This window comes from Pseudonocardia sp. P-1 (genome assembly GCF_058111925.1).
In genome coordinates this window covers 1,187,831-1,211,036 of sequence record NZ_CM176614.1, presented here as the reverse complement: position 1 = coordinate 1,211,036, position 23,206 = coordinate 1,187,831, and the positions used below count along the sequence as shown (strand labels likewise).

The 23,206-nt window shown below is 75.2% G+C and carries 21 protein-coding genes; 15 read left to right on the top strand and 6 right to left on the bottom strand.

The annotated features are described in order from the left end of the window. Nucleotides 1-50: 50 nt before the first annotated feature. Nucleotides 51-1,241: an FAD-dependent monooxygenase gene (locus AC0GKK_RS05725; protein ID WP_405418086.1), complete on the bottom strand. Its 1,191-nt coding sequence runs from the start codon at nucleotides 1,239-1,241 to the stop codon at nucleotides 51-53. Between the two features lie 166 nt (nucleotides 1,242-1,407). Between AC0GKK_RS05725 and AC0GKK_RS05720 the strand changes: the two genes are divergently transcribed. The 5 genes from AC0GKK_RS05720 to AC0GKK_RS05700 all read left to right on the top strand — a co-directional run bounded on the left by AC0GKK_RS05720 (nucleotide 1,408) and on the right by AC0GKK_RS05700 (nucleotide 5,820). Further along, nucleotides 1,408-2,124: an alpha/beta fold hydrolase gene (locus AC0GKK_RS05720; protein ID WP_208825682.1), complete on the top strand. Its 717-nt coding sequence runs from the start codon at nucleotides 1,408-1,410 to the stop codon at nucleotides 2,122-2,124. An 823-nt stretch (nucleotides 2,125-2,947) separates the two neighbouring features. Continuing rightward, nucleotides 2,948-3,778: a TetR/AcrR family transcriptional regulator gene (locus AC0GKK_RS05715; RefSeq protein WP_489883319.1), complete on the top strand. Its 831-nt coding sequence runs from the start codon at nucleotides 2,948-2,950 to the stop codon at nucleotides 3,776-3,778. Further along, complete coding sequence (locus tag AC0GKK_RS05710) at nucleotides 3,763-4,080, top strand: hypothetical protein (protein WP_489883318.1); 318 nt, start codon at nucleotides 3,763-3,765, stop codon at nucleotides 4,078-4,080. Before AC0GKK_RS05715 ends, AC0GKK_RS05710 begins: the two co-directional genes overlap by 16 nt. A 71-nt stretch (nucleotides 4,081-4,151) precedes the next feature. Then, nucleotides 4,152-4,646: a hypothetical protein gene (locus AC0GKK_RS05705; protein ID WP_489883317.1), complete on the top strand. Its 495-nt coding sequence runs from the start codon at nucleotides 4,152-4,154 to the stop codon at nucleotides 4,644-4,646. Further along, entirely contained in the window at nucleotides 4,621-5,820 is a 1,200-nt protein-coding gene (locus tag AC0GKK_RS05700) for a homogentisate 1,2-dioxygenase (protein ID WP_405418075.1), read from the top strand. The genes AC0GKK_RS05705 and AC0GKK_RS05700 overlap by 26 nt, the downstream gene beginning before the upstream one ends. Before the next feature lie 12 nt (nucleotides 5,821-5,832). Here the strand turns inward: AC0GKK_RS05700 and AC0GKK_RS05695 are convergent, their stop codons facing one another. Continuing rightward, on the bottom strand, nucleotides 5,833-6,744 hold the full coding sequence (locus tag AC0GKK_RS05695; RefSeq protein WP_489883988.1) for an arsenic resistance protein: 912 nt from the start codon (nucleotides 6,742-6,744) through the stop codon (nucleotides 5,833-5,835). Nucleotides 6,745-6,797: 53 nt separating this feature from the next. Then, nucleotides 6,798-7,709: a trypsin-like serine peptidase gene (locus AC0GKK_RS05690; protein WP_489883316.1), complete on the bottom strand. Its 912-nt coding sequence runs from the start codon at nucleotides 7,707-7,709 to the stop codon at nucleotides 6,798-6,800. Nucleotides 7,710-8,105: 396 nt separating this feature from the next. Between AC0GKK_RS05690 and AC0GKK_RS05685 the strand changes: the two genes are divergently transcribed. The 4 genes from AC0GKK_RS05685 (at nucleotide 8,106) to AC0GKK_RS05670 (ending at nucleotide 13,599) form a co-directional block, all read left to right on the top strand. Beyond that, the gene (locus tag AC0GKK_RS05685; RefSeq protein WP_489883315.1) at nucleotides 8,106-9,509 is read left to right on the top strand and encodes a CARDB domain-containing protein; all 1,404 of its coding nucleotides are present in this window, start codon (nucleotides 8,106-8,108) and stop codon (nucleotides 9,507-9,509) included. Between the two features lie 140 nt (nucleotides 9,510-9,649). Further along, on the top strand, nucleotides 9,650-11,320 hold the full coding sequence (locus AC0GKK_RS05680) for an FAD-binding dehydrogenase (protein WP_489883314.1): 1,671 nt from the start codon (nucleotides 9,650-9,652) through the stop codon (nucleotides 11,318-11,320). Nucleotides 11,321-11,407: 87 nt separating this feature from the next. Next, a complete protein-coding gene (locus tag AC0GKK_RS05675; RefSeq protein WP_489883313.1) occupies nucleotides 11,408-12,355 on the top strand; it encodes a PDR/VanB family oxidoreductase in 948 nt (315 codons plus the stop codon). Between the two features lie 38 nt (nucleotides 12,356-12,393). Next, nucleotides 12,394-13,599: a cytochrome P450 gene (locus AC0GKK_RS05670; protein ID WP_489883312.1), complete on the top strand. Its 1,206-nt coding sequence runs from the start codon at nucleotides 12,394-12,396 to the stop codon at nucleotides 13,597-13,599. Here the strand turns inward: AC0GKK_RS05670 and AC0GKK_RS05665 are convergent. After that, nucleotides 13,596-14,486 (bottom strand): LysR family transcriptional regulator, encoded by an 891-nt coding sequence (locus AC0GKK_RS05665; RefSeq protein ID WP_489883311.1) that lies wholly within the window; start codon nucleotides 14,484-14,486, stop codon nucleotides 13,596-13,598. The two genes, AC0GKK_RS05670 and AC0GKK_RS05665, sit on opposite strands and share 4 nt — an antisense overlap. A gap of 126 nt (nucleotides 14,487-14,612) precedes the next feature. On the opposite strand from AC0GKK_RS05665, the gene AC0GKK_RS05660 reads away from it, so the two are divergent. From AC0GKK_RS05660 to AC0GKK_RS05635, 6 genes are all read left to right on the top strand, one after another. Further along, nucleotides 14,613-15,539, top strand: coding sequence for a dihydrodipicolinate synthase family protein (locus tag AC0GKK_RS05660; RefSeq protein WP_405418061.1), 927 nt, complete (start codon nucleotides 14,613-14,615; stop codon nucleotides 15,537-15,539). Next, nucleotides 15,532-17,268 carry an oxidoreductase gene (locus tag AC0GKK_RS05655; protein WP_476654347.1) on the top strand — a complete coding sequence of 579 codons (1,737 nt, stop codon included), beginning with the start codon at nucleotides 15,532-15,534 and terminating at the stop codon, nucleotides 17,266-17,268. Before AC0GKK_RS05660 ends, AC0GKK_RS05655 begins: the two co-directional genes overlap by 8 nt. A gap of 37 nt (nucleotides 17,269-17,305) precedes the next feature. Beyond that, nucleotides 17,306-18,616 carry an MFS transporter gene (locus AC0GKK_RS05650; RefSeq protein ID WP_405418057.1) on the top strand — a complete coding sequence of 437 codons (1,311 nt, stop codon included), beginning with the start codon at nucleotides 17,306-17,308 and terminating at the stop codon, nucleotides 18,614-18,616. Further along, nucleotides 18,613-19,386, top strand: coding sequence for an SDR family NAD(P)-dependent oxidoreductase (locus tag AC0GKK_RS05645; RefSeq protein ID WP_100880211.1), 774 nt, complete (start codon nucleotides 18,613-18,615; stop codon nucleotides 19,384-19,386). The genes AC0GKK_RS05650 and AC0GKK_RS05645 overlap by 4 nt, the downstream gene beginning before the upstream one ends. Continuing rightward, nucleotides 19,383-20,156 (top strand): SDR family NAD(P)-dependent oxidoreductase, encoded by a 774-nt coding sequence (locus tag AC0GKK_RS05640; protein WP_489883310.1) that lies wholly within the window; start codon nucleotides 19,383-19,385, stop codon nucleotides 20,154-20,156. The genes AC0GKK_RS05645 and AC0GKK_RS05640 overlap by 4 nt, the downstream gene beginning before the upstream one ends. Before the next feature lie 143 nt (nucleotides 20,157-20,299). After that, nucleotides 20,300-21,052, top strand: coding sequence for an IclR family transcriptional regulator (locus AC0GKK_RS05635; RefSeq protein WP_307799891.1), 753 nt, complete (start codon nucleotides 20,300-20,302; stop codon nucleotides 21,050-21,052). A 6-nt stretch (nucleotides 21,053-21,058) separates the two neighbouring features. Here AC0GKK_RS05635 and AC0GKK_RS05630 read toward each other — a convergent pair whose 3' ends face one another. Together AC0GKK_RS05630 and AC0GKK_RS05625 are read right to left on the bottom strand one after the other, a co-directional pair. Then, nucleotides 21,059-21,889 carry an alpha/beta fold hydrolase gene (locus AC0GKK_RS05630; RefSeq protein WP_489883309.1) on the bottom strand — a complete coding sequence of 277 codons (831 nt, stop codon included), beginning with the start codon at nucleotides 21,887-21,889 and terminating at the stop codon, nucleotides 21,059-21,061. Nucleotides 21,890-21,962: 73 nt separating this feature from the next. After that, nucleotides 21,963-23,204, bottom strand: coding sequence for a PucR family transcriptional regulator (locus AC0GKK_RS05625; protein WP_489883308.1), 1,242 nt, complete (start codon nucleotides 23,202-23,204; stop codon nucleotides 21,963-21,965). Nucleotides 23,205-23,206 lie beyond the last annotated feature (2 nt).

Here is a 23,206-nt window from a genome sequence, read left to right as displayed (position 1 = left end):
ACAAAGACCGGAAAAGGCCCGATTCAGAGATGGAGCAGCTGAATCTCGGGTCAGGCCGGTACGGGCCGGGTGTCGGCCCGCGCGTCGACGCCGTGGATCCAGGTCAACCACGGGTCCAGCCCGGTCAGCCCCGCGTTGCGGGCGTCGGCCGCCGGGCCGTCGGGCAGGTGCAGCAGCCCGCTGGTGACCAGCGAGCTGCGCTGGATCGACCGGGTCCGCGCCCGGCGCAGCCGCTGGTAGCGGTCGAACACCGCGGTGTGGCCGCCGTCGAGCGCACCGGGGGCGGCGAGCAGGTCGGCGAGCACCGCCGCGTCCTCGATGGACTGGTTCGCGCCCTGACCGTGGTGCGGCAGCATCGTGTGCACGGCGTCGCCGAGCAGGACGACGCGGCCGCGGGACCAGCGCGTCATCGGGGGAAGCGTGTACAGCGGCCAGCGCGGGGACTGCGGCACCGCCGTCAGCATCTGCACGACGCCCGGGGACCAGCCGTCGAAGGCCCGCGCCAGGGTGCCGGGGTCGGTCTCGGTCGGCCCGGTCTCGCCCGTCCACGGGTCGGGGCCCTCCAGCACCGCGAAGAAGTTGATCTGCTCGGCGTGCGGGCCGATCGCGTAGTGCAGCACGTGCGCGTCCGGGCCCATCCAGAACTGGATCGCGCCGGGGTCGGGCAGCAGCGGGGCGTCGGCGACGTCGACGATCCCGCGGAAGGCCGACGTCCCGGTGTAGCGGGGGCGGGCCGCGGGGTCGACGACCGAGCGCACCCGGGAGTGCACCCCGTCCGCACCGACGACGACCGAGCCCCGGACGCGCTCCCCGGAGGAGAGGGTGACCGTCCCGTCCGGGTCGACCGCGGTCACCTCGCAGCCGAGCCGCACCATCCCGGCGGGGCAGGCGCCGGCGAGGACCCGCTGGAACTCCGCGCGGTGGATGCCCAGGTGGGGGGCGCCGAAGCGGCGCCGGTAGCTGCCGTCGGAGCCGACCGGGAAGGCGGTCACCCGCTCGTCGTCGCGCCAGCCGCGGTGGATGAGCTCGGTCGGCTGGGCGGACACCTTCTCCAGCTCGCCCAGCAGGCCGAGCTCGTCCAGCGGGCGCAGCCCGTTCGCCGACAGCGCGACGGCCGCGCCGACCTCGCGCAGCTCGGCCGCCCGCTCGAGCACGGTGACCCGGACGCCGCGGGCGTGCAGCGAGAGGGCCAGCGAGAGGCCCCCGATCCCGGCACCGACGATCACCACTGATTCGTCCATGACTCTGATCCTGACACGGATACCGATGGGGTGTTCCTCCACGGATCGTCTCAGTCGGGACCCCTTTCGGTACGACCCGCACGGCCTCTTCTCCGGGCCCCGCCGGTCCGTCAGGCTCACCCGCCGGGGGCGGTTGCCCCGTTCCGACCTCGACGAGGAGTGAGCGATGTCCGAGACGTTCGTGCTGGTGACCGGTGCCTGGCACGGGGGCTGGGCCTGGCGCCCGGTCGCCGAGCGGCTGCGTGCGGCGGGACACCGTGTGCTGACCCCCACCCTGCCGGGGCTGCACGACGGTGACGACCCGACCCGCTACCGGCTGTCCGACACCGTGGACGCGGTCGTCGACCTGATCGAGTCGCACGACCTGACCGACGTGACTCTCGTCGGGCACAGCTGGGGCGGCTACGTGATCACCGGTGCCGCGCACCGGGTCTCCTCCCGGCTGCGCAAGCTCGTCTACTGGAGCGCGTTCGTGCCCGCCGCGGGCCGCTCGCTCAACGACGAGGTTCCCCCGCAGTACCGGGAGCTGTTCGCCGGTCAGGCCGCCGCCTCGGGGAACAACTCCGTGGCACTGCCGTTCGAGGTGTGGCAGGGCGCGTTCATGAACGACGCCGACGAGCCGGTCCAGCGCCTGGTGCACGAGCTCCTGGTGCCGCAGCCGCTGCAGTACTTCACCGAGACCGTGGAACCGATCGACCCGGCGACGCTCGGGGTGCCGGTGGCCTACGTGCTCTCGACCGAGGACGTCGCGCTGCCGCCCGGCGAGTACGGCTGGGACCGCTTCCCGCAGCGGCTCGGGGTCACCCCGGTCACCGTGCCGGGCAGCCACGAGGGCTGCTTCACCCGCCCCGACGCCCTGGCCGAGGCCCTGCTGAAGGCCTGAGTCGCGTCCTGACCCACCGAAGCGGGCCCCCGGGTGTTCCGGGGGCCCGTGCCCGTGCCCGTGCGGAGGGTCAGCCGGTCGGGTGCTCCTGCGCGCCGTCACCGGGCGCCGGGTCCTGGCCGAGCTGGTTCGGCGGGAACCGCAGGGGCGGGAGCTCCTGCAGCGGCGCCTGCGGGGCGTTGCCCACCTCCGGCGGGAGCGGCGTGCCCTGCGCCGGGTTGCCGAGCGGCGCCAGCGGGTCGGCGGGCGCGTCCCGGAGAGGTCGCCGTCCGCGATCGCGCGCTTCTGGTTCCGGTAGGGCGCCTCGAAGGGCTCGTGGAACCGGAAGGTCGCGTCGGAGAACGCCGACGGCGTCGGGTCGCCGACGACGGCGCCGCCGGGGTGCGTCGCGTCCGCGGTGACCTGCGGGAGGAGGTAGGCGTCGGCGTCGCTGTTCCACAGCCCGGCCGCGGCGGCGAGTCGCTGCGTCCCGTCGGCGGGGTCCCACGCGGAGTGCGGCACGCGGATCCCGACCTGGCGCCGCTCGACGTCGACGTGCACCTGTGGTGCGTCGGGGTGGGGCCGCCCGGTGGGCGCGTCGACGATGTCGCCCCCGCTGCCGTGCACCGTCACGAACAGCCGGGCCGGCATGACGGTGTTCGCGCCGTGCGGGGCCTCCCGCGGGGTGTCCGAGCCGCCGAGCGCGAGGGTCAGGCCGAACAGCCCGGTGACGTGCGACGACGACTTATCGTTAGCCCGAATAGACTAGGATCGTCCGGATCTGGATGCGGCCGCCATGGTTCTCCTGGTGTAGAAAAACCGGGAGCTACCACGAGGAGCGGCCGTGCCGAAGCGGGTGGACCACGAGCAGCGCCGGGGCGAGATCGCCGACGCCGCCTGGCGGCTGATCGCCGAGCGCGGTCCGGACGCGGTCACGCTGCGGGAGGTCAGCGCGGCACTGGGGGTCGCACACGGGGCGCCGGCGCACTACTTCGCCGGCCGCGCCGCGATCGTGGAGTGCGCGTTCCGGCGGGCCCTCGACGACCTCGACGCCCGGGTGGCGCGGCGCGCGGCCGGGCTGTCCGGGGTGGCGGCGCTGCAGGTGTTCTGCGAGGAGGTCACCGCGCACACCGGGACGCCGTTCGCCCGGGTCGCGGCGTCCGGGCCCGGGCCGGCCGCGGTCCTCGCCGAGGTGACCGCGCGGTGGCGGACCCGGCTGGTGGCCCGGTTCGAGGAGGCCCGGCGGGCGGGCGGGATCGTCGTCCCGGCTCCGGACGGGGTGCTCGTGGAGCAGCTGCTGGCCCTGCTCCACGGGGTGCAGGCACTGGCCGAGCCGGGGCCCGGCGTGGCGGGGCGACGCCGGAGCCGGGCGGAGCGGGGACGGCGCCTGGGTCGGGCGGGGCGGGGGCGGCGCCGGGCGAGGTGGTCGCCGCGTTCCTCGCAGGGCTCGGTGGCGGCGCGACCCGGGCCGGGACCGCCGGGCCGGGCGGGGACCCGCCGGGGGCCGGGGCGCGGTCACCGGGCCGGGCGGCGGCCGCACGGGACGGAGCCGGCGACGGCGTGGACGGCAGCGGGAACGACGTGGACGGGTTCCTCACCTTCACCGACGTCGCGCTCGCCCGCACCGGCGATCGGCTCCCCGGCACCGACCGCGAGGCCATGGCGCTGGTGCTGAACCTGCACCGGATCGCCGGCTCCCTGGTCTACGACCTCGAGTCGACCGTGCACCGCCCCGCCGGATGGAGCTGGTCGGCGTTCCGGCTGCTGTTCACGCTGTGGGTCGCGGGCGGGCAGGAGGCGGGCCGGGCGGCGGAGCTGTGCGGGATGAGCCGGGCCGCGGTGTCCAGCCTGGCCAACACCCTCGCGGCCGGGCCCGCACCGAGGTCCTCGCCGCGGCGGCGACCGATCCCGCGGCCCGGGCGCGGGTCGACTCGGGCCGGCTGGCCGAGCCGTTCTGGTACGTCGACTCCGCCCTGACCACCGCCGACGCGCGGCGCCCGTTCGCCGGGCGTCCCGCCCGCGGCGAGGTGCCGCCCGCCGGACCGGGGGTGCTCGTCCCGGACGCCCCGGTGCGCACCCCGGCCGGTCCGGGACGGCTGCGCGCGCTGGCCCGCGACGGGTTCCTGCTGCTCGCCGGCCCACGGGCCGACGCGGACGCGGTCGCCGCAGCGGCGGCCGGTGCGCCCGGCCCGGTCCGGGTGCTCGCCCTCGCCGAGCTGGACGGCCGCACGGGCACCGTCGCCGGAGCCCTCGGCGGAGCCGGAGCCGGAGACGGGGACGGAGCCGGAGCCGCAGACGGGGACGGGGACGGGGACGGGCCGACGGTGACGGCCACCCTGGCCGCCCGGCCCGACGAGGTGTGGCTGCTCCGCCCGGACGCCCACGTCGCCGCCGTGCTCGCCGCCCCGTCCCGCGACGACGTCGCGGCCGCCCTCGCCCGCGCGACCGCCCGCGGCACGACGGCGCCACCGCCACGGACACAGGTACAGGCACGTAACGGACCGGAGGAGGGCCACGATGGCGTACTACAGGCGAGCCGGTGACGTCCCGCCGAAGCGGCACACCCAGCACCGACGCCCCGACGGGACGCTCTACCGCGAGGAGCTGATGGGGGAGGAGGGCTTCTCCTCGGACTCCTCGCTGCTCTACCACGCGGGCGTCCCCTCGGCGATCGTCGACGCCACCCCCTGGGACCCGGGCGACCAGTCGCTCACCGACAACCGGCCGCTGCTCCCGCGCCACCTGCGGCTGCACGAGCTCGGCACCCCGGACTGGAAGTCGGTCGACGTCGTGACCGGGCGCCGGCTGGTACTGGGCAACGCCGACGTGCGGATCTCCTACGTCGTCGCGGGGGAGACCAGCCCGCTCTACCGCAACGCCGTCGGCGACGAGGTCGTCTACCTGGAGTCCGGGTCGGCGATCGTCGAGACCGTGTTCGGCGCGCTGGACGTGGTCCAGGGCGACTACGTCGTCCTCCCGCGGGCGACGACCCACCGCTGGGTACCCACCGGGTCCGAGCCGCTGCGCGCCTACGCGATCGAGGCGTCGTCGCACATCGCCCCGCCCAAGCGGTACCTGTCGCGCTACGGCCAGCTGCTCGAGCACGCCCCGTACTGCGAGCGCGACCTGCACGGACCGGGGGCGCCGCTGCTCGTCGAGCAGAACGACGTCGAGGTGCTGGTGAAGCACCGCGGCGGGCCCGACGGGATCACCGGCACCCGCTACGTGGTGCCCACCCACCCGTTCGACGTCGTCGGCTGGGACGGCTGCCTGTACCCGTACACGTTCAACGTCGCCGACTTCGAGCCGATCACCGGCCGCGTGCACCAGCCGCCGCCGGTGCACCAGGTCTTCGAGGGCTCCGGCTTCGTGATCTGCAACTTCGTGCCGCGCAAGGTCGACTACCACCCGCTCGCCGTGCCGGTGCCCTACTACCACGCCAACGTGGACTCCGACGAGGTCATGTTCTACTGCGGCGGCGACTACGAGGCCCGCAAGGGCTCCGGGATCGGGCAGGGATCGATCTCGCTGCACCCGGGCGGGCACAGCCACGGCCCGCAGCCCGGCGCCGTCGAGCGGGCGCTCGGCGCGGAGTCCTTCGACGAGCTCGCGGTCATGGTCGACACGTTCCGGCCGCTCGCCCTCGGTGAGGGCGGACGGGCCTGCGAGGACCCGTCGTACGCGTGGAGCTGGGCGGGGCGCGGCCCGGCCCGGTGACCGGGTGACCGCTCACCGGGCGGGGACGAGCACCGGCACCAGCCGTACCAGCACGACCAGGGCGACGAGTTCGACCAGGGTCTGGGTGACGACGGCGAGCGGGGCGAGGGCGAGCGCGCCGGGCAGCGCCAGCGCGAGCGGCAGGACGACCAGCGAGTTGCGGGTCGTCACCGAGAACACCACCGCCCGGGTGGCCGGCACGTCCAGGCGGGCCACCCGGGCGGTGAGCAGACCGATCACCACCGCCGCGACGACGAACGCCAGGTAGAGCGGCACCAGCCGCACCAGGGTGAGCGCCTGCGCCCCGACGGCGGCGATCTGCGAGCCCACGACCGCGGCCAGGGTCGCCGCCATCAGCGGCACCATCGCCCCGGCGACGGCGCCCTCGACACGGACCGCGCGGCCGGCCGGGCGCCGTCGTCGCAGGCCCTGGACCAGGGCCGCCGCGGCCAGCGGGGCCAGGACCAGTACGAGGAACGCGTGCAGGAACGGCCCGGCCTCGACCACGGCGAGGACCTCCGGTCCGGCCGCGAGCCACAGGTAGCCGGGCAGCAGGAGCATCTGCGCGACCATCAGCAGCGGTGTCGCGGCGAGCATCTGCGCGCGGGCGCCACCGGCGAGCCCGGTGAACACGACGACGTAGTCGATGCACGGCGTCAGCAGCACGAGCAGGACGCCCACGAGCAGGCCGCGGTCGTCGGCGACCCATCGCGACAGCCCGATCGCGACCGGCGGGACCACCACGGCGTTCGCCACCAGCACGACCACCGGGAAACGGGTACCGGTCAGGGCCCGCGCGAGGTCGGCGAGCGGGACCGCGAGGAACGTCGCGAACAGCAGCAGCGCGAGCAGCGGGGTGACCGACGCGGCGAGCGCGGGCGCGACCCGCGGCGCGAGGAGACCGAGGAGCGCCCCGGCGAGGATCGCGGCCAGGTACAGCGCGACCTGGTGGCGGTCCCACCAGGCGACGAGCCGGCTCAGTCGGTGCCCCCGGCCGAGCGGTACGCCGACTGCGCGGCCGGGCCGAGGTCGGCGCCGTGGGAGACGTCGGGGGAGTCCCCGCCCTGCTGGTAGCCACCGGTGACGGCCAGGATCTCGGAGTCGTCCGGGCCGGTCAGCCACGGGCCGCCGCTGGAACCCTGGTCGAGGCCGGGCTGGTCGAGCTGCCACTGGTCCTCGTCGAGCGTCCCGGCGGTGCCGGACACCGTCGTCGCGTCCGCGTCGCCGTCGTTGTAGCCGACCGCGGTCACCGGGGTGTCGTCGCCGCCGGTGCCGGATGCGCCGAAGGCGAGCCGGTAGGCGCCGGTGACCTGCTGGATCGGCGGGGCGTCCGGCCGGGAGACCGTCAGGAACGCGACGTCGGAATCGGGGTCGCCGCTCTCCAGCCAGCCCGGGGGGACCGCGGCGGCGGTGACGGTCCAGTAGCCGAAGGGGGCGGTGCCGTCGTCGTAGCCGGGGGCGAAGCTCATGCCCGTCCGGGCCGGCGTGCCGTCGCCGTCAGAGACGCAGTGCGCGGCGGTGACGACGAGGTCGCCGGTGGCGGACTCGACCACCGAGGCGGAGCAGAAGTGGTCACCGGGGTCCTCCGCCGGCCCGTCGAACAGGGCGCCGGTCGCGGGCCGCGTGACCGGGGTGCCGTCGGGGGCCGTGACCGCCGGGAGGGACGGTCCTGTCGCGACGGGGACGACCGTGGCCGGGCCGGCCGGGGCGGCACCGGTGGCGGCCGCAGTGGCCGCTGCGGCGGTCGTCACCTGCGGTGGTGTCGTGGGCGTCCACGACGGAACCGCGAGCGCGACGCCGACGGACGCCGCGAGCGCGGCGCCGAGCAGCCCGGGGACGCGCCACCGCGGGAGGGAGGGGCCGTGGCCGGGCCGGGTGTCGGTCCGCACGTCCACCTCCCCCGCTCGTCCCGCTGACCGGATCAACGGTAGAGGGCACTCCTGTGCTCCGTCGGCCGGACCGCTGTGGACGTGCTGTGAATCCCGGTCCGGTCGGGTGGTCGGCCCCGCCCGCGGCGGACCGGTGGCCGGTGTCCGACGACCGGTCCGGCGTGTCCGCCCGCGTGTCGCCGCTGCGTCGACGGTGGGAGCCGACCGTGCCCCGACCGGCCCACCTGCTGATGCGCCGAGTGGCTCATCAGCTCTGATGAGGCCGTGTAGCGCCCGTGACCGCCGCCACGACACACGGGCCGTCGGGAGCGCAGAGGCCCCGGCGACGACGGCCCGGGGACGGGCGGAGCGGTGGAGGCAGTCATGGCGCGTCGGGTCGGGGAGCACGGAGCACGGGTGGGCGGACGACGCCTGCTGGCGGCCGCGCTGGTGGCGGCGGTCGGGTTCGTCCCGCTCGTCGCCGGGACCGCCGCCGCCGCCGACGGCGTCCGGGTCGGCAACGACCAGATCCCGGCGTGCGGCGCGACGGTGAGCCCGACCGGCTACTGCACGGCCGTCCGGGGCGCCGGCACCGCCGCCGTCGTCGACGACGCCCGGGCCCGCACCGGACGCGGCTACCTGCGCCTGGACACCCCCGGCGGCGGTGACAAGGTCACCGTGTACGCCCAGGCCTTCAACGGGCGCAAGCTCTCGGAGATCACCGACCTCGAGTACCAGACCCTCGTCGAGCAGGGCAACGACTCGCGGCAGGTCCCCGCGCTCAACATCCCGGTCAACCCGAACAAGGCAGGCTCCACGTTCACCACGCTGGTGTTCGAGCCCGTCTACACCGCGACCACGCCGCTGCAGGACGGGACCTGGCAGACGTGGCCGGCGTCGAGCACCGGCGGCGGGTGGTGGGCCAGTGGGACGGACCCCGTCACCGGTGTGCCCAACAAGTACGGCTTCGACAGCTACACCGCCGACTTCGCCGCGGTGAAGGCAGCGCTGCCCGACGCCGTCGTCATCGGCGGGATCGCGGTCAACCAGGGCAGCGGCAACCCGGGGCTGCGCTCGGGCGTCGACAACCTGCGGATCAACGGCACCACGGTCGACTTCGACAACCCGGTCGTCCCGACCGCGCTCGCCGCGACCGGCGGCAACGGGCAGAGCGCCCAGGTCCGCACCGCCTTCGCCCAGCCGCTGTCGGCCACCCTCACCGGAGCGGGCAACGCCCCGGTGGCGGGCCAGGACGTCACCTTCACCGTGACCGGCGGCAGTGCCGCCTTCCCCGGCGGGGCCTCCGCCACCGCCACCACCGGCGCCGACGGCGTCGCCACCAGCCCGGCGCTGTCGGCTGGTGACACCGCGGGCCCGGTGACGGTCACCGCCACCGCCGGCACACTGAGCACCACCTTCGCCCTCACCGTGACCCCCGCGCCGGTGATCCCGCGGGAGGCCGACCTCTCGATCGTGCTCGGCGTGCCGAACACGATCAAGGCGGGCACCACCGTCCCCGTCACCGTGACCATCCGCAACGCGGGCCCGGCCGCCGCGACCCGGGTGGCCGGTGCCGTCACCCTCCCGACCGGCCTGCGGGCCACCGCGGCCCCGGGCGGGATCGTCAGCGGCGGCCGCAGCGTCGCCTACCTGGTCCCGAGCATCGCCGCGGGCACCGAGCGGACCTTCACGGTCACCGTGACCGTGGACCGCACGGCGGCCGGGGCGCGGACCCTCGACGCGGGCGTCGCCCCGTCGCAGGTCCGTGACCCGAAGCTCGCGAACAACGCCGCACGGGTGACCACGACCGTCGTGCGCTGACCCGGGGTCCCGGCGGGCGGGTCGCGGCGCACGGGCGCCGCGACCCGCCCGCCACCCGTTCCCGGGTCCGGATCTGATACGTCTGTGCACACCGGCCGCCCCTGCCGGGGTGCGGTGGGCCGGCGACGAACGGGAGTGGCATGGACGCGGACGTGATCGTCGTCGGGGCCGGGCTGGCCGGTCTGGTCGCCACCCACGAGCTGACCCGGCGGGGCCGCCGGGTCGCCGTCGTCGACCAGGAGGGGCCGGTCGACCTGGGCGGGCAGGCGTGGTGGTCCTTCGGCGGCATCTTCCTCGTCGACAGCCCCGAGCAGCGCCGCATGCGGGTGCACGACTCGGTCGAGCTGGCCTGGAGCGACTGGCAGGGCAGCGCCGGGTTCGACCGCCTCGACGACGAGGACACCCACGCCGCGCGCTGGGCCCGCGCCTACGTCGAGTTCGCCGCGGGGGAGAAGCGCTCCTACCTCACCGAGCTGGGCATCTCCTTCCTCCCCACGGTCGGCTGGGCCGAGCGCGGCGACCTCACCGCCACCGGCCACGGCAACTCCGTGCCCCGCTTCCACGTCAGCTGGGGGACCGGCACGGGCGTCGTCGGACCGTTCGTCGACTCCGCCCTGCGCGCCGCCGAGGCCGGGCTGGTGACCTTCCACCACCGGCACCGCGTCGACGGGCTGGTCCGCACCGACGGCGCCGTCACCGGCGTCCGCGGCGCCGTCCTCGCCCCGGACGACTCGCCGCGCGGCGCCCCCAGCAACCGCGACGTGACCGGGGAGTTCACCCTCTCCGCGCCCGCGGTCGTCCTGGCCACCGGCGGGATCGGCGCGAACCACGAGATGGTCCGCCGGTACTGGCCCGAGCGGATGGGCACCCCGCCGTCGTCGATGATCACCGGGGTGCCCGCCTACGTGGACGGGCGGATGCTCGACATCGCCGCCGACGCGGGCGTGCGGCTGGTCAACCGCGACCGCATGTGGCACTACACCGAGGGCGTCGTGAACTGGGACCCGGTCTGGCCCGGCCACGCCATCCGCATCCTGCCCGGGCCGTCGTCGATGTGGTTCGACGCGCTGGGGCGGCGGCTGCCCGCGCCGTACCTGCCCGGCTACGACACCCTCGGCACCCTGCGCCACCTGCGCACCACCCCGGACATCGCGCCCTACGACCACTCGTGGTTCGTGCTCACCCAGAAGATCGTCGAAAAGGAGTTCGCGCTGTCGGGCTCCGAGCAGAACCCCGACATCACCTCCGGGCGCCGCAGCGCCTTCCTCCGCGAACGGCTGCTCAGCCGGGGTGCGCCCGGCCCGGTCGAGGCCTTCACGACCCACGGGGAGGACTTCGTCGTCGCCGACACCCTCGACGAGCTCGTCGCGGGGATGAACGCCCTCACCGACGCCCCGCCCCTCGACCCGGCCCTGATCCGCCGCCAGATCGAGGCCCGCGACCGGCAGCTGACCCACCCCTACAGCAAGGACGCCCAGGTCCAGGGCATCCACAACGCCCGCCGCTCGCTCGGTGACCGGATCGGGCGGGTCGCGGCGCCGCACCGGATCCTCGACCCCGCCGCCGGTCCGCTGATCGGGGTGAAGCTGCACGTGCTGACCCGCAAGACCCTCGGCGGGATCCAGACCGACCTCGACTCCCGCGCCCTCGACGCCCACGGCGAACCGATCCCCGGGCTCTACGCGGCGGGGGAGGCCGCCAGGTTCGGCGGGGGCGGGGTGCACGGCTACAACGCGCTGGAGGGCACGTTCCTCGGTGGCTGCGTCTTCTCCGGCCGGGCCGCCGGGCGGAGTCTCGCGGGAACCGTCTGAACCCGGTCTCTCACTGAGCGAGAGTCGCCTTCCCGGGCGGTGGCCGCGCGACGGATGCTCGGCTCCTCGACGACGAGGGGAGCGACGGTGACCGGTGCCGAGAACCGCACGGTCCGGGTGGCGGGCCGCCACCGGGAGTCCGACGGCGTGCTGTCGCTGGAGCTGGTCGCCGCCGACGGCGGGCGGCTGCCGGACTGGACCCCGGGCGCGCACGTCGACCTCGTGCTGCCCGGCGGGCACACCCGTCAGTACTCGCTGTGCGGGGACCGGTGGGACGCCCACCGCTACCGGGTCGCCGTGCTGCGCGAGCCCGCCGGACGCGGCGGCTCGGCCTGGGTCCACGACCGCCTCGCGGTCGGGGACGAGATCGGGCTCGGCGGGCCGCGCAACAACTTCCCGCTGGTCCCGGCCCCGCGCTACCTGTTCGTCGCGGGCGGCATCGGGATCACCCCGATCCTGCCGATGATCACCACGGCGGACCTGGTCGGCGCGGACTGGGCGCTGCTCTACGGCGGCCGTACCCGCGCGTCGATGGCGTTCACCCGCGAGCTCGCGGTCCACGGGGACCGGGTCCGGATCGTCCCGCAGGACGAGGAGGGACTGCTCGACCTCCCCGGCTTCCTGGGGCGGCCCACCCCGGGCTCCCGGGTGTACGGCTGCGGTCCCGCCCCGCTGCTCGCGGCGCTGGCCGAGACCGCGGCCGGGTGGCCGTCGCACACGGTGCGGACCGAGCGCTTCGTGCCGCGCGCGACCGGCCCGGTCCGCGACACCGCCTTCGCGGTCCACCTCGCCCGCCGCGGTACCGAGGTGACCGTGCCGCCCGGGCGCAGCGTGCTCGACGCGGTCGCCGACGCCGGCGTCGACGTCCTGTCCTCCTGCCGGCAGGGCACCTGCGGGACCTGCGAGACGACCGTGCTGGCGGGCGAGCCGGACCACCGCGACTCCGTCCTCGACGACGACGAGCGCGCCGCCGCCGACTGCATGCTCGTCTGCGTCTCGCGCTCGGTCGGCCCGCGCCTGGTCCTCGACCTCTGAGCCGTACCCCGACCCGACCCGACCGGAAGGCGACGCCCATGACGGCCGCGCTCGACCACCTGCCCACCACCGACGTCGACCCGTTCGCCCCCGAGGTCCTCACCGACCCGCTCGCGTTCCACGAGGAGCTCCGCGCCGCGGGCCCGCTGGTCCGGCTCACCCGCTACGACGTGCTCGCCCTCGGCCGCTACACCGATGTCCGGGCCGCACTCGTCGACTGGCAGTCCTTCCGTTCCGGGGCCGGGGTCGGGATGCTGAACTTCCACACCGAGACACCGTGGCGGCCGCCGTCGCTGCTGCTGGAGGCCGACCCGCCGCACCACGACGCGCCTCGCCGCGTGCTCGGGAAGGTCCTCGGCCCCCGGGCGCTGCGCGTGCTGCGGGAGCGCTGGGCGGCCGACGCCGAGACCCTCGTCGACGAGGTGCTGGCCGGCGGGTACGAGTTCGACGCCGTCCCCGCCCTCGCCGAGGCGTTCCCGCTGCGCGTGTTCCCCGACGCCGTCGGGCTGCCCGAGCAGGGACGGGAGAACCTGCTGCCCTACGGCGACCTGCTGTTCAACGCCTTCGGCCCGCGCAACGCGCTGCTGGAGGAGAAGCTTCCGCGGCTCGGGGAGCTCTCGGCCTGGGTGAACGCCCAGTGCGCCCGCGAGGCCCTGGCCGGGGAGGGTTTCGGCGCCGACATCTGGGCCGCCGCCGACCGCGGCGACATCACCGCCGAGCAGGCTCCGCTGGTCGTGCGGTCGCTCCTGTCGGCCGGGGTCGACACCACCGTCACCGGGCTCGCGGCGGTGCTGCACGCCGTCGCCCGGTACCCGGAGCAGTGGGCGCGGCTGCGCGCCGACCCCGGGCTCGCCCGGGTCGCGTTCGACGAGGCGGTCCGCTGGGAGTCACCGGTACAGACCTTCTTCCGCACGACGGCGACCGACACCGAGCTCGCCGGCGTGCGGATCCCGGCCGGGCGCAAGGTGCTGATGTTCCTCGGCTCGGCGAACCGGGACCCCCGGCACTGGGGCCCCGGCGCGGGCACCTTCGACCTGGACCGCGACCCGTCGGGCCACGTCGGGTTCGGGATGGGTCTGCACCAGTGCGTCGGCCAGCACGTCGCCCGGCTGGAGGCCGGGGCGGTGCTGACCGCGCTCGCCGCGCGGGTCGCGACGATCACCCCCGCCGGACCGCCGCGCCGGCGGCCGAACAACACCATGCGCGCCTGGGCGTCGATGCCGCTGCGGGTCACGCCGGCCTAGGTGGTGGGGTCGGACAGGTGTCGTAGGCGCTCGGCGCTGGCGACGAAGTCCGCGACCAGTGGGTGCGCGGCCAACCGGGGCCAGGCCAGCGTGATCGGTACCCGTGGCGAGTCGGAGACGAGCCGGTAGCGGATCTGCGGGTGGGTGTAGAGCCGTCCGGTGGACGCGGGTGTGAGCCCGACGCCTCGCCCGGCCGCGATCGCCTCCATCCATTCGTCGACGTTCCGCACCCGTACGACGGTGTCCGGGCGCCGGGCCGGCTCCCAGAGATCGAGCGTGGTCGTGCCCGAGACCACGTTGATCACGATCGCCTCGTCGGCGAGGTCGTCCAGCACCACGGTTCCGCCGTCCACCAGCCGGTGGTCCGCCGGCAGGGCCACGACGCGGGGCTCGTCGGCGAGCACCAGCGTCCCGAACCGGGGGTCACCGGGGTCACCCGGCAGGAACCCCACGTGGGTACGCCCGTCTGCCAGACCGGCCACGGTGTCGTCGTAACGCCGGATCTCCACCGTCACGTCCGGGTGGGCACGTTCGAAGTCGCGCACGATCGGCGCGGTGTACTCGGCCGTGGAGCCCCAGGTGAAGCCGACCCGCAGGGTGGGAGATGCGCCGGTCGCGACGCCGACCGCCTCGTCGAGCGCCGCCAGCACCCGGTGCACGTGTGGCAGGACCTGCTGACCGGCGGCGGTCAACTGCACCGTCCGGCGGTTCCGTGCCAGGAGGGTGGTGCCGAGCAGTCGTTCCAGCGAGGCGACGGTGCGGCTCAGAGCAGGCTGGGTGATCCGGAGATGGTGCGCGGCACGGGTGAAGTTCCGCTCCCGGGCCACGGCCACGAAGGCGCGGAGATGCCGGAACTCCACTCCGTGCTCCGCCGGAATCTCTGTCATGCGTCCGAAGCATAAGCAGTGCTGAAACGGCATTTCATCCCGCATGGTCGACCGGCCTAGCGTCGGTGCCAGCGCGCTGATCCGACGAGGAGAAGCCGAGCCGACGAAGAGAGGACGGAACCGACGATGGTCTCCTTCCACGGGGTGATCCCGGCGCATCTGCTCCCGTTCACCGAGGACCTGCAGATCGACGAGACCAACCTCCGTCGCCACCTGCGTGCGCTGCTCGACGTCGAGGGCGTCACCGGCATCACGACCAACGCGCACGCCTCCGAGGTGGCCACGCTGACCGCGGACGAGCAGCGCCGCCAGCTCGACATCGTCCTCGACGAGGTCGCCGGGCGGGTCCCGGTCATCTCCGGGGTCTACCAGGACGGCTCGGCCAAGGCCGCGCGGATCGCCGCGGAGGCCGAAGCCGCCGGCGCCGACGGCCTGCTGGTGTTCCCCACGGTCGTGTTCGAGGGCGGCGCACAGCTGCGCCCGGAGATGGCGGTGAGCCACTACGCCACGATCGCCGATGCCACGTCGCTCCCGATGATCGCGTTCGTCTACCCGGCGACGTCCGGGCTCCGGCTGGACACCGACACCCTGGTCCGGGTCTGTTCGGAGATCCCGACCGTGGCCGCGGTCAAGGAGTGGTCGAACGACATCGTCGCCTACGAGCGCAACCTGCGGGCGCTGCGGAGCCTGGACCGGCCGGTGTCGCTGCTGTCCAGCTTCAGCCGCTCGCTGCTCGCCTCCCTGGTGCTCGGCGCCGATGGGATCCTCTCCGGGCACGGCAGCCTCGTCGTGGACCTGCAGGTGGAGCTGTTCCGCGCCGTCGAGAAGCAGGACCTGGGCGAGGCACGCCGGGTCTGGGACCGCATCCAGCCGGTCGCCGAGGCCTGCTACGCGGACCCGTTCCTGGACGGGCACAACCGGATGAAGGTCGCGCTGGCGCAGCTGGGCCGGATCGACGCCGCGCACGTCCGCCCACCCCTGCAGCCGGTGTCCGACACCGAGCGGGCCACGCTGCGGGCGGCCGTCGAGCGGGCGGAGCTGCCCCGTGGCTGAGGTCCCCGGCCTGTTCGACCCGATCGAGATCGGGGGAGTGCGGCTCCGCAACCGCACGCTGCTGCCCTCGATGACCACCCGCCTCGCGGACGACGCCGGGCACGTCACCGACGCGACGCTCGCCTACTACCGGGCCCGCGCCGAAGGTGGCGTCGGCCTGGTCACCGTCGAGATGGCCTCACCCGAGATCGCCGGCAAGCACCGGTTCCGCGAGCTGGGCATCTACGACGACATGTTCCTGCCCGGCCTGCGCCGGCTGGTGGACACGCTGCACGAGGCCGGGGCGCGGGCGTCGATCCAGCTCGGGCACGGCGGCAGCCGGGCGCGGTCCGTCGTCTCCGGCACCACGCCCGTGGCGCCGTCGGCGGTGCCCACCCCGGTCTTCGAGATCGAGGCCGAGCTCGCCGTCCCCGAGGCCATGTCGGCTGCCCGGATGCGCGAGACGGTCGACGCCTACGTGGCCGCGGCGGCCCGCGCGCAGCGGGCCGGGTTCGACATGGTCGAGCTGCACGGCGCGCACGGCTACCTGATCTCGCAGTTCCTGTCCCCGCTGGAGAACACCCGCTCCGACTCCTACGGCGGGTCGCTGGAGAACCGCGCACGCTTCGGGCTGGAGATCCTGCGCCGCATCAAGTCCGAGGTCCCCGGCCTGCCGGTGATCTTCCGGATCGGGGTGGAGGACTTCTTCCCGGGCGGGCTCACCGCCGACGAGGGCATGCAGGTCGGCCGGTGGGCGGAGCGGGACGGCGCCGACGCGGTCAGTGTGACCGCCGGGCACTACCGCTCCCTGCCGGCCGCCGAGCGGATGATCCCGCCGATGGCGTACCCCGCGGCGACGTTCGTCGAGTACGCGGCACGGATGAAGCAGCTGGTGGACGTCCCGGTGATCGGGGTCGGGCGGCTCGGCGACCCCGAGGTCGCCGCCGGCGCCGTGGCCGACGGCAAGCTCGACATCGTGGCCCTGGGCCGCCCACTGATCGCGGACCCGCACTGGGTGGCCAAGGCACAGGCCGGAGTCCCGGTCCGGCGTTGCCTGGCCTGCAACCACTGCATCACGAACATGCGCTCCGGCGCGCAGCTGTCCTGTGTGGTCAACCCGGCGACCGGCCGGGAGGAGGTCTACGCCGGCACGAGCGCGCCGGGAGGCCGCCGGATCGTGGTGCTCGGCGCCGGACCGGCCGGGCTGACCTACGCCTCCCAGGTCGCCGAGGGCAACGACGTCATGGTGATCGACAGGGCGGAACGCGCCGGCGGGGCGTTCCGGCTCACCGGGCTCGCACCCCGGTTCAACGACGTCGCCGCGGCCGAACCGACGTTCACCGCCTACGTCGACGAGCTGGAACGGACCTGCCGGCTCGGCGGCGTCCGGTTCCGCTACGGCTCCGAAGCCACCGGTGACGACCTGCGCGGCGCCGACCTGGTGGTCGTGGCCACCGGCGCGCACTACCGGTTCGGCCTCGGCGCCGTCGTCCCCCGCCTGCTGCGCACCCGTGCCGCCCGCTCGCGGGCAGCCGCCCGCCTGTTCGCCTCCCCGCGGATCCGGGACGCCCTCTACTACCGGCTCCGCACCGGACGCGGCGCCGAACTGGCCCGCCGACTGCCCGTCGACCCGGGGAGCACGGTGCTCGTCGTCGGCGACGCCGCCCGGGCCGGCAAGGCCCGCGAGGCCATCACCAGCGCCTTCGACGCCGCCCTGGCCCCCAGCGCCCGATCCGCCCCCACCCCCTGACATCGACAAGAGGTCCCGTGCCATGACAGAGCCGTCAGTGAGCGCAGTACACGCACCACCGGGCAACCGGCGGCAGAGCAGCAAGGTCGCCTTCGCCAGCCTGATCGGCACCACCGTCGAGTGGTACGACTTCTACATCTACGGCACCGCCGCAGCGCTGGTGTTCCCGAAGCTGTTCTTCCCCGAGTTCTCCCCGGGTGCGGGCCTGCTCGCCTCGCTGTCCACCTACGCGGTGGGCTTCGCCGCCCGCCCGCTCGGCGGCATCGTGTTCGGCCACTTCGGCGACCGGGTCGGCCGCAAGAAGATGCTGGTGGTCTCGCTGCTCGCGATGGGCCTCGGCACCCTGGCGATGGGGCTGGTCCCCGGCTTCGCCGAGATCGGCATCCTGGCCCCGGTCCTCATCGTGGCGCTCCGGTTCGTCCAGGGCGTCGCCGTCGGCGGCGAATGGGGCGGTGCGGTGCTGATGGCCGTGGAGCACGCGCCGCCCGGCAGGGCCGGCTGGTACGGGTCGTGGCCGCAGGTCGGCAGCCCGCTCGGGCTGGTGCTCTCCACCGCGGCGTTCTCCGCGGTGAGCAGCCTGCCCGACGAGGACTTCCTGTCCTGGGGCTGGCGGGTGCCGTTCCTGGCCAGCGCGCTGCTCATCGTCGTCGGGCTCGTCGTCCGGCTGCGGCTGATGGAGTCCCCGGTGTTCGCGCAGATGCAGTCGGCCGGGGAGACCGCACGGCTGCCCGTGCGCGACGCACTGGCCCGGCACCCGGGCAGTGTGCTCGGCGCCGCCGGCGCGTTCATCGTGATCAACACGGTCTTCTACCTGGTCACCGTGCTCGGGCTGTCCTGGGCCACGTCGCACCTGGGCATCCCGCGCGGCACGTTCCTCGCCGCCGTCCTGGTCGCCGCCGTGATCATGTGCGGCACCGTCCCGCTGTTCGGCGCGCTGTCGGACCGGGTCGGCCGACGACCGGTGTTCGCGGCCGGGGCGATCCTGGTGGCGGTGTTCGCGTTCCCGCTGTTCTGGCTGATCGAGACGATGTCGACACCGCTGCTGTTCCTCGGTGTCATCGTGATCATGGGCATCGGGCACCCGTTGATGTACGGGCCGCAGGCGGCGCTGTACTCGGAGATGTTCCCGCCCGCGCTCCGCTACTCGGGTGCCTCCCTGGGTTACCAGATCGGCGGCATGCTCGGCGGGCTGGTCCCGCTCGTGGCCAGCGCACTGCTGGTCGCCTACGACCAGGCGTCCTGGCCGATGGCCGCGCTCCTCGTCGCCACCGCCGTGATCAGCCTGGCGTCCCTGCTCACCATGCGGGCCCGGTACGCCGACCACACCACCGGAGAGGTCGCGTCGTGACCGCACTCGATCTCACCGGTCGCACCGCCGCCGTCACCGGCGCGGCCCGCGGCATCGGCCGGGCCATCGCCACGGCGCTGGCCGACGCCGGGGCCCGGGTGGCGGTGATCGACAAGGACGCCGACGGCGCGCGGTTGGTCGCCGAGGAGCTCGGCGGCGTCCCGGTGTCGGCCGACCTCACCGACGCCGACGCCGTCGACCGGGCGTTCGCCGAGGTCGTCGAGCGGCTCGGGGCACCCGAGGTGTTCGTCAACAACGCCGGCATCCTGCGGGCCGGTGACCTGGTCACCTCCGCCGTCGAGGACTGGGACGCCCAGTTCGCCGTCAACACCCGGGCGGCGTTCCTGTCGGTGCGCGCCGCGGCGGGCCACATGCGTGCCCGCGGCGGGCCCGGCTCGATCGTCGTGGTCACCTCGAACTGTGCCCGGACCCCGCGGATGGACCTGGGTGCGTACTGCGCGTCCAAGGCGGCCACGGACATGATGGCCCGCTGCCTGGCGCTGGAACTCGCCGCCGAGCAGATCCGGGTCAACACGCTGTGCCCCGGCTCCTGCGACACCGAGCTGCAACGCGCCCAGTGGCGTGAGCTCGGCGTCGGCCCGGAGCGCCAGATCCACGGTGACCCCGCGAAGTACCGCACCGGCATCCCGATGGGACGTCTCACCACCCCGCAGGACGTCGCCGACCTGGCCCTGGTGCTCGCCTCGGACACCAGCCGGTTCGTCACCGGGCAGTCCTGGCACGTCGACGGAGGACAGACCCTGCCATGACCGACACCACCACCGACCCCCGCGCGGACTTCGCCGGGCTGACCGCCGTCGTCACCGGCGGGGCCTCCGGCATCGGCGCAGCCACGGCGGCCCTGTTCGCGGCGCGCGGCGCCCGGGTCGCCGTGCTCGACCTCGATCCGGGCGATGTGCCGAGCCCGCTGCTCGGCGTGCGCGCCGACGTCACCGACGACGACTCCGTCACCGCCGCCGTCGACGAGGTCATGACGGCGTTCGGCCGGATCGACATCCTGGTCAACAACGCCGGTGTCGGCGCGGCCGGCACCGTCGAGGCCAACGACCTCGACGAGTGGCGTCGGGTTCTCGACGTGAACCTGCTCGGGCTGGTGCGCACGACCAGGGCCGCGCTACCCGCACTGCGCCGCGCGGGCTCGGCCTCGGTCGTGAACGTCGGCTCCATCGTGGCCACCGCCGGACTGCCCGACCGGGCGTTGTACTCGGCGAGCAAGGGGGCCGTGCTGTCCCTGACGCGGGCCATGGCCGCCGACCACGTCCGCGACGGCATCCGCGTCAACTGCGTGTGCCCCGGCACCGTGGACACCCCGTGGATCGGCCGGCTGCTCGACGCCGCCGCCGACCCCGACACCGAGCTCGCGGCGTTGCGCAGCCGCCAGCCGACCGGGGGCCTCGTGGGGATGGAGGAGGTCGCGCGGGCCATCATCCACCTCGCCGACCCGCACCAGCGCTCTCTCACCGGCGCCGTCCTGGCGGTCGACGGCGGGATGTCCGGCCTCCGCGTCCCGCAGGGCTGAGCCACGGGGCGGTATCCGTCCGACGGTCCGTACGGGGCACCCGCGACGACGGGCCCGGGCCGGCCCGCCCGTCGCGGCGTCACGGGCAGGTGATCGCCACCGGGCCGCGTGACCGGGGACGCACCCTGGGGCAGACTCCACCCGTGGTCGCGGGCGAACCGGTGCTGGCCCGGGCGGTGCGGATCCTGTCGGTGTTCGAGCCCGGGCGGCCCGAGCTGGGCGTCGCCGAGATCGCCCGCGCCTCCGGGCTGCACGTCGCGACCGCGTCCCGGCTGGTCGGGCAGCTCGTCGAGCAGGGGCTGCTCACCCGCACCGGCTCCGGGCGGCTGCGGATCGGGATGCGGCTGTGGGAGCTGGGGCAGCGGGCGTCGCCGACGCTGACCCTGCGGGCCGCGGCGCTGCCGTTCCTCGGGGACCTGCACGCCGTCGTCGGGCACCACGTGCAGCTGGGTGTCCTCGACGGCGACGAGGTCATCTTCCTGGAGCGGCTCTCCGCGCCCGGGGCGGTGGTCAACCTGACCCGGATCGCCGGGCGGCTGCCGCTGCACGTCTCGTCGTCGGGGCTGGTGCTGCTCGCCCACGCGCCGCCCGAGCAGCAGGAACGGGTGCTCGCGGCGCCCCTGGAACGACGGACGCCCGCCACGGTGACCGACCCGGACCGGCTGCGGGTGCTGCTCGCCCGTGTCCGGCGCGACGGGTACGTCGTCACCGACGGGCACGTCCATCCGGACGCGACGGGCGTCGCCGTCCCGGTCCGCGGGCGCGACGGGGCCGTGGTCGCCGCGCTGTCGACGGTGCAGCCGCACGACGGCCGGGCGCGCACGCTCGTCCCCGCCCTGCGCGCCGCGGCCCACGGCATCGCCCGGGCGCACGGCGGGGGAGACCCCGTGCCCTGAGTGCGCTCAGCCGAGGAACTTCTCCACCACCGCGTCGAACGCGGCCGGGTTCTCCAGGAACACGAAGTGCGAGTTCGCCTCGTCGGGCCCGAACACGTGCAGCACCGCGCCGGGGACACGGTCGGCGATCCAACGCTGCGACTCCGGGCTCACGTGGCTGCCCTCGCACCCGAGGACCAGTGTCGGGACGTCGATCCGGGGGAGCACGTCGCGCCAGTCCTGTGCGCAGTGGTCGAACAGCAGCGGTACCCCGGCGTGGGCGGGGGTGTGGGTGATCTCCCGGGCGACCAGGGACCAGACGTCGTCGGCGGGGGTGCCGGAGAACATCGAGCGGACGAACGCCTCCCGCACCGTGTCCCCGTCGGGGCCGGCGAGGCTGCCGGCGAGGTCCAGCAGGCCGCCGACGTCGAAGATGGCGCCCGACCCGGCCTGCTCCTGCGCCGACATCCACGGCACCGCGGCGACGGCCGCGGGCTGGTCGACCAGCACCAGCCGGCCGATCCGGCCCGTGCCGTGGGTGTCGATGTGGCTCCACAGCACCGAGGCGCCCATGGACCAGCCGAGCAGGTCGGCACGGTCGAGACCGAGGCGTTCGAGCAGCTCGACCAGGTCCTGCGCGAGCCGGGCGATGCGGTAGCCGTGGTGCGGCTTGTCCGAGACGCCGTGCCCGCGCTGGTCGTAGGTGACCACGCGGCGCCGCGCGCCGAGGCCGGTGAGCTGGTGGGCGAACATCGCCTGGGTCTGGCCCCAGCCGTGCAGCATCACCAGCGGGACGCCCTCCCCGCCGGAGTCGCGGTAGTCGAGCGTCACACCGTCGGCGGTGGTGAAGGTGGGCATCGGTGTCCTCCTCGGGTCCGCGGAGGAGTCTGGGCCGCAGTGGCGCCGGTCACCACCGCCGGTGGTCGAGGGATCAGGCCGGTGTGTGCTCCGTCTGTCGAAGCTCCCGGCCGGGTGCCGGGTGCCGGGCCGCGACGACGTCGAGCGCGACCAGCCCCAGGTGCAGCGCCAGCCGGGTCGCGCCGTCGGAGACGTCGAGACCGGTGAGCCGGGTGACCCGGTCGAGCCGGTAGTAGAGCGAGGTGCGGTGGATGTGCAGGCGGGCGGCCGCGGCCGGGCCGTTGCCCGCCTCGTCGAGGTAGGCGCGGACGGTGGCCACCAGCCGTCCGTCGGGGTCGGCGGCACGCAGCCGGCGCACCTCGTCGGGGACCACGTCGTCGGTCAGCAGGGCCGGCGGGAGAGCGAGCAGCGGGCCGAGCGCCCCGAGCCCGGCCCACCGGGCGACCGGGGGCCGGAGCCCGAGCTCGGCGGCCGTGCACGCGGTCCGGGCCCGCGTCACCGACCCGGCCAGCAGCTCCGGTGCGGGGGCCGGGTCGCCGATCCCGGCGACGCAGCGGAAGCGGCCGTGGGCCAGCTCGCCGACGCGATCGACGACCCGGCGCACCCGCGCGGGGAGGTCCTCGGAGCCGGGCGTCGGCGGCGCGGCGAGCAGGACCGCGGTGCCGCCGGCGACGGCGGTGAGCCACCCGTCGGTCCCGTCGCGGCGGCGCCCGGACAGGGCCGTACGCAGGGCGATCCCGGCGTGTTCGTGGTACCCGTCCGCCCCGGGCACCGCGACGACGACGGCCGTCGCGCCCGGCTCCGGCGCCCGGCCCGCCGTGGTGAGGGCGGCCGCCGCCCGGACCCGGGCCACCGGGTCGTCGCCGACGAGGTCGAGCACCCGGCGCTCGTCCTCGCGGGCCGCGTCGGCGGTGCGTGCCAGGTCCTGCAGCGACAGGGCCAGCTGCTCGGCGACCGCGGTGATGCGCCCGAGCTCGCCGGTGGTCAGCGAGCCGTCGGCGTCCATCACCATCAGCAGCGCCAGCAGCCGGCCCTCCCAACGGACCGGGACGCACACCCGGGCGTGCATGCCCAGCTCGTCGCTGGCCGGGATGATCCCGGGACGGGTCCAGGACAACACACCGTGGGCGAGCACGTAGCCGCGGACGCGGGGCTCCGCGCCGCGGTTGAGCACCGCCGCGACGCGGGTGGGGTCCGCATCGCCGTAGTGCGCGCTCGCGTAGAGGACCTGCACGGCGGGGTCGTCGACGACGACCGACCGGGACAGCTCCTCGGCGAGCCGGTCGATCAGCGCCGTCGCCGCGTCACCGAGCACCC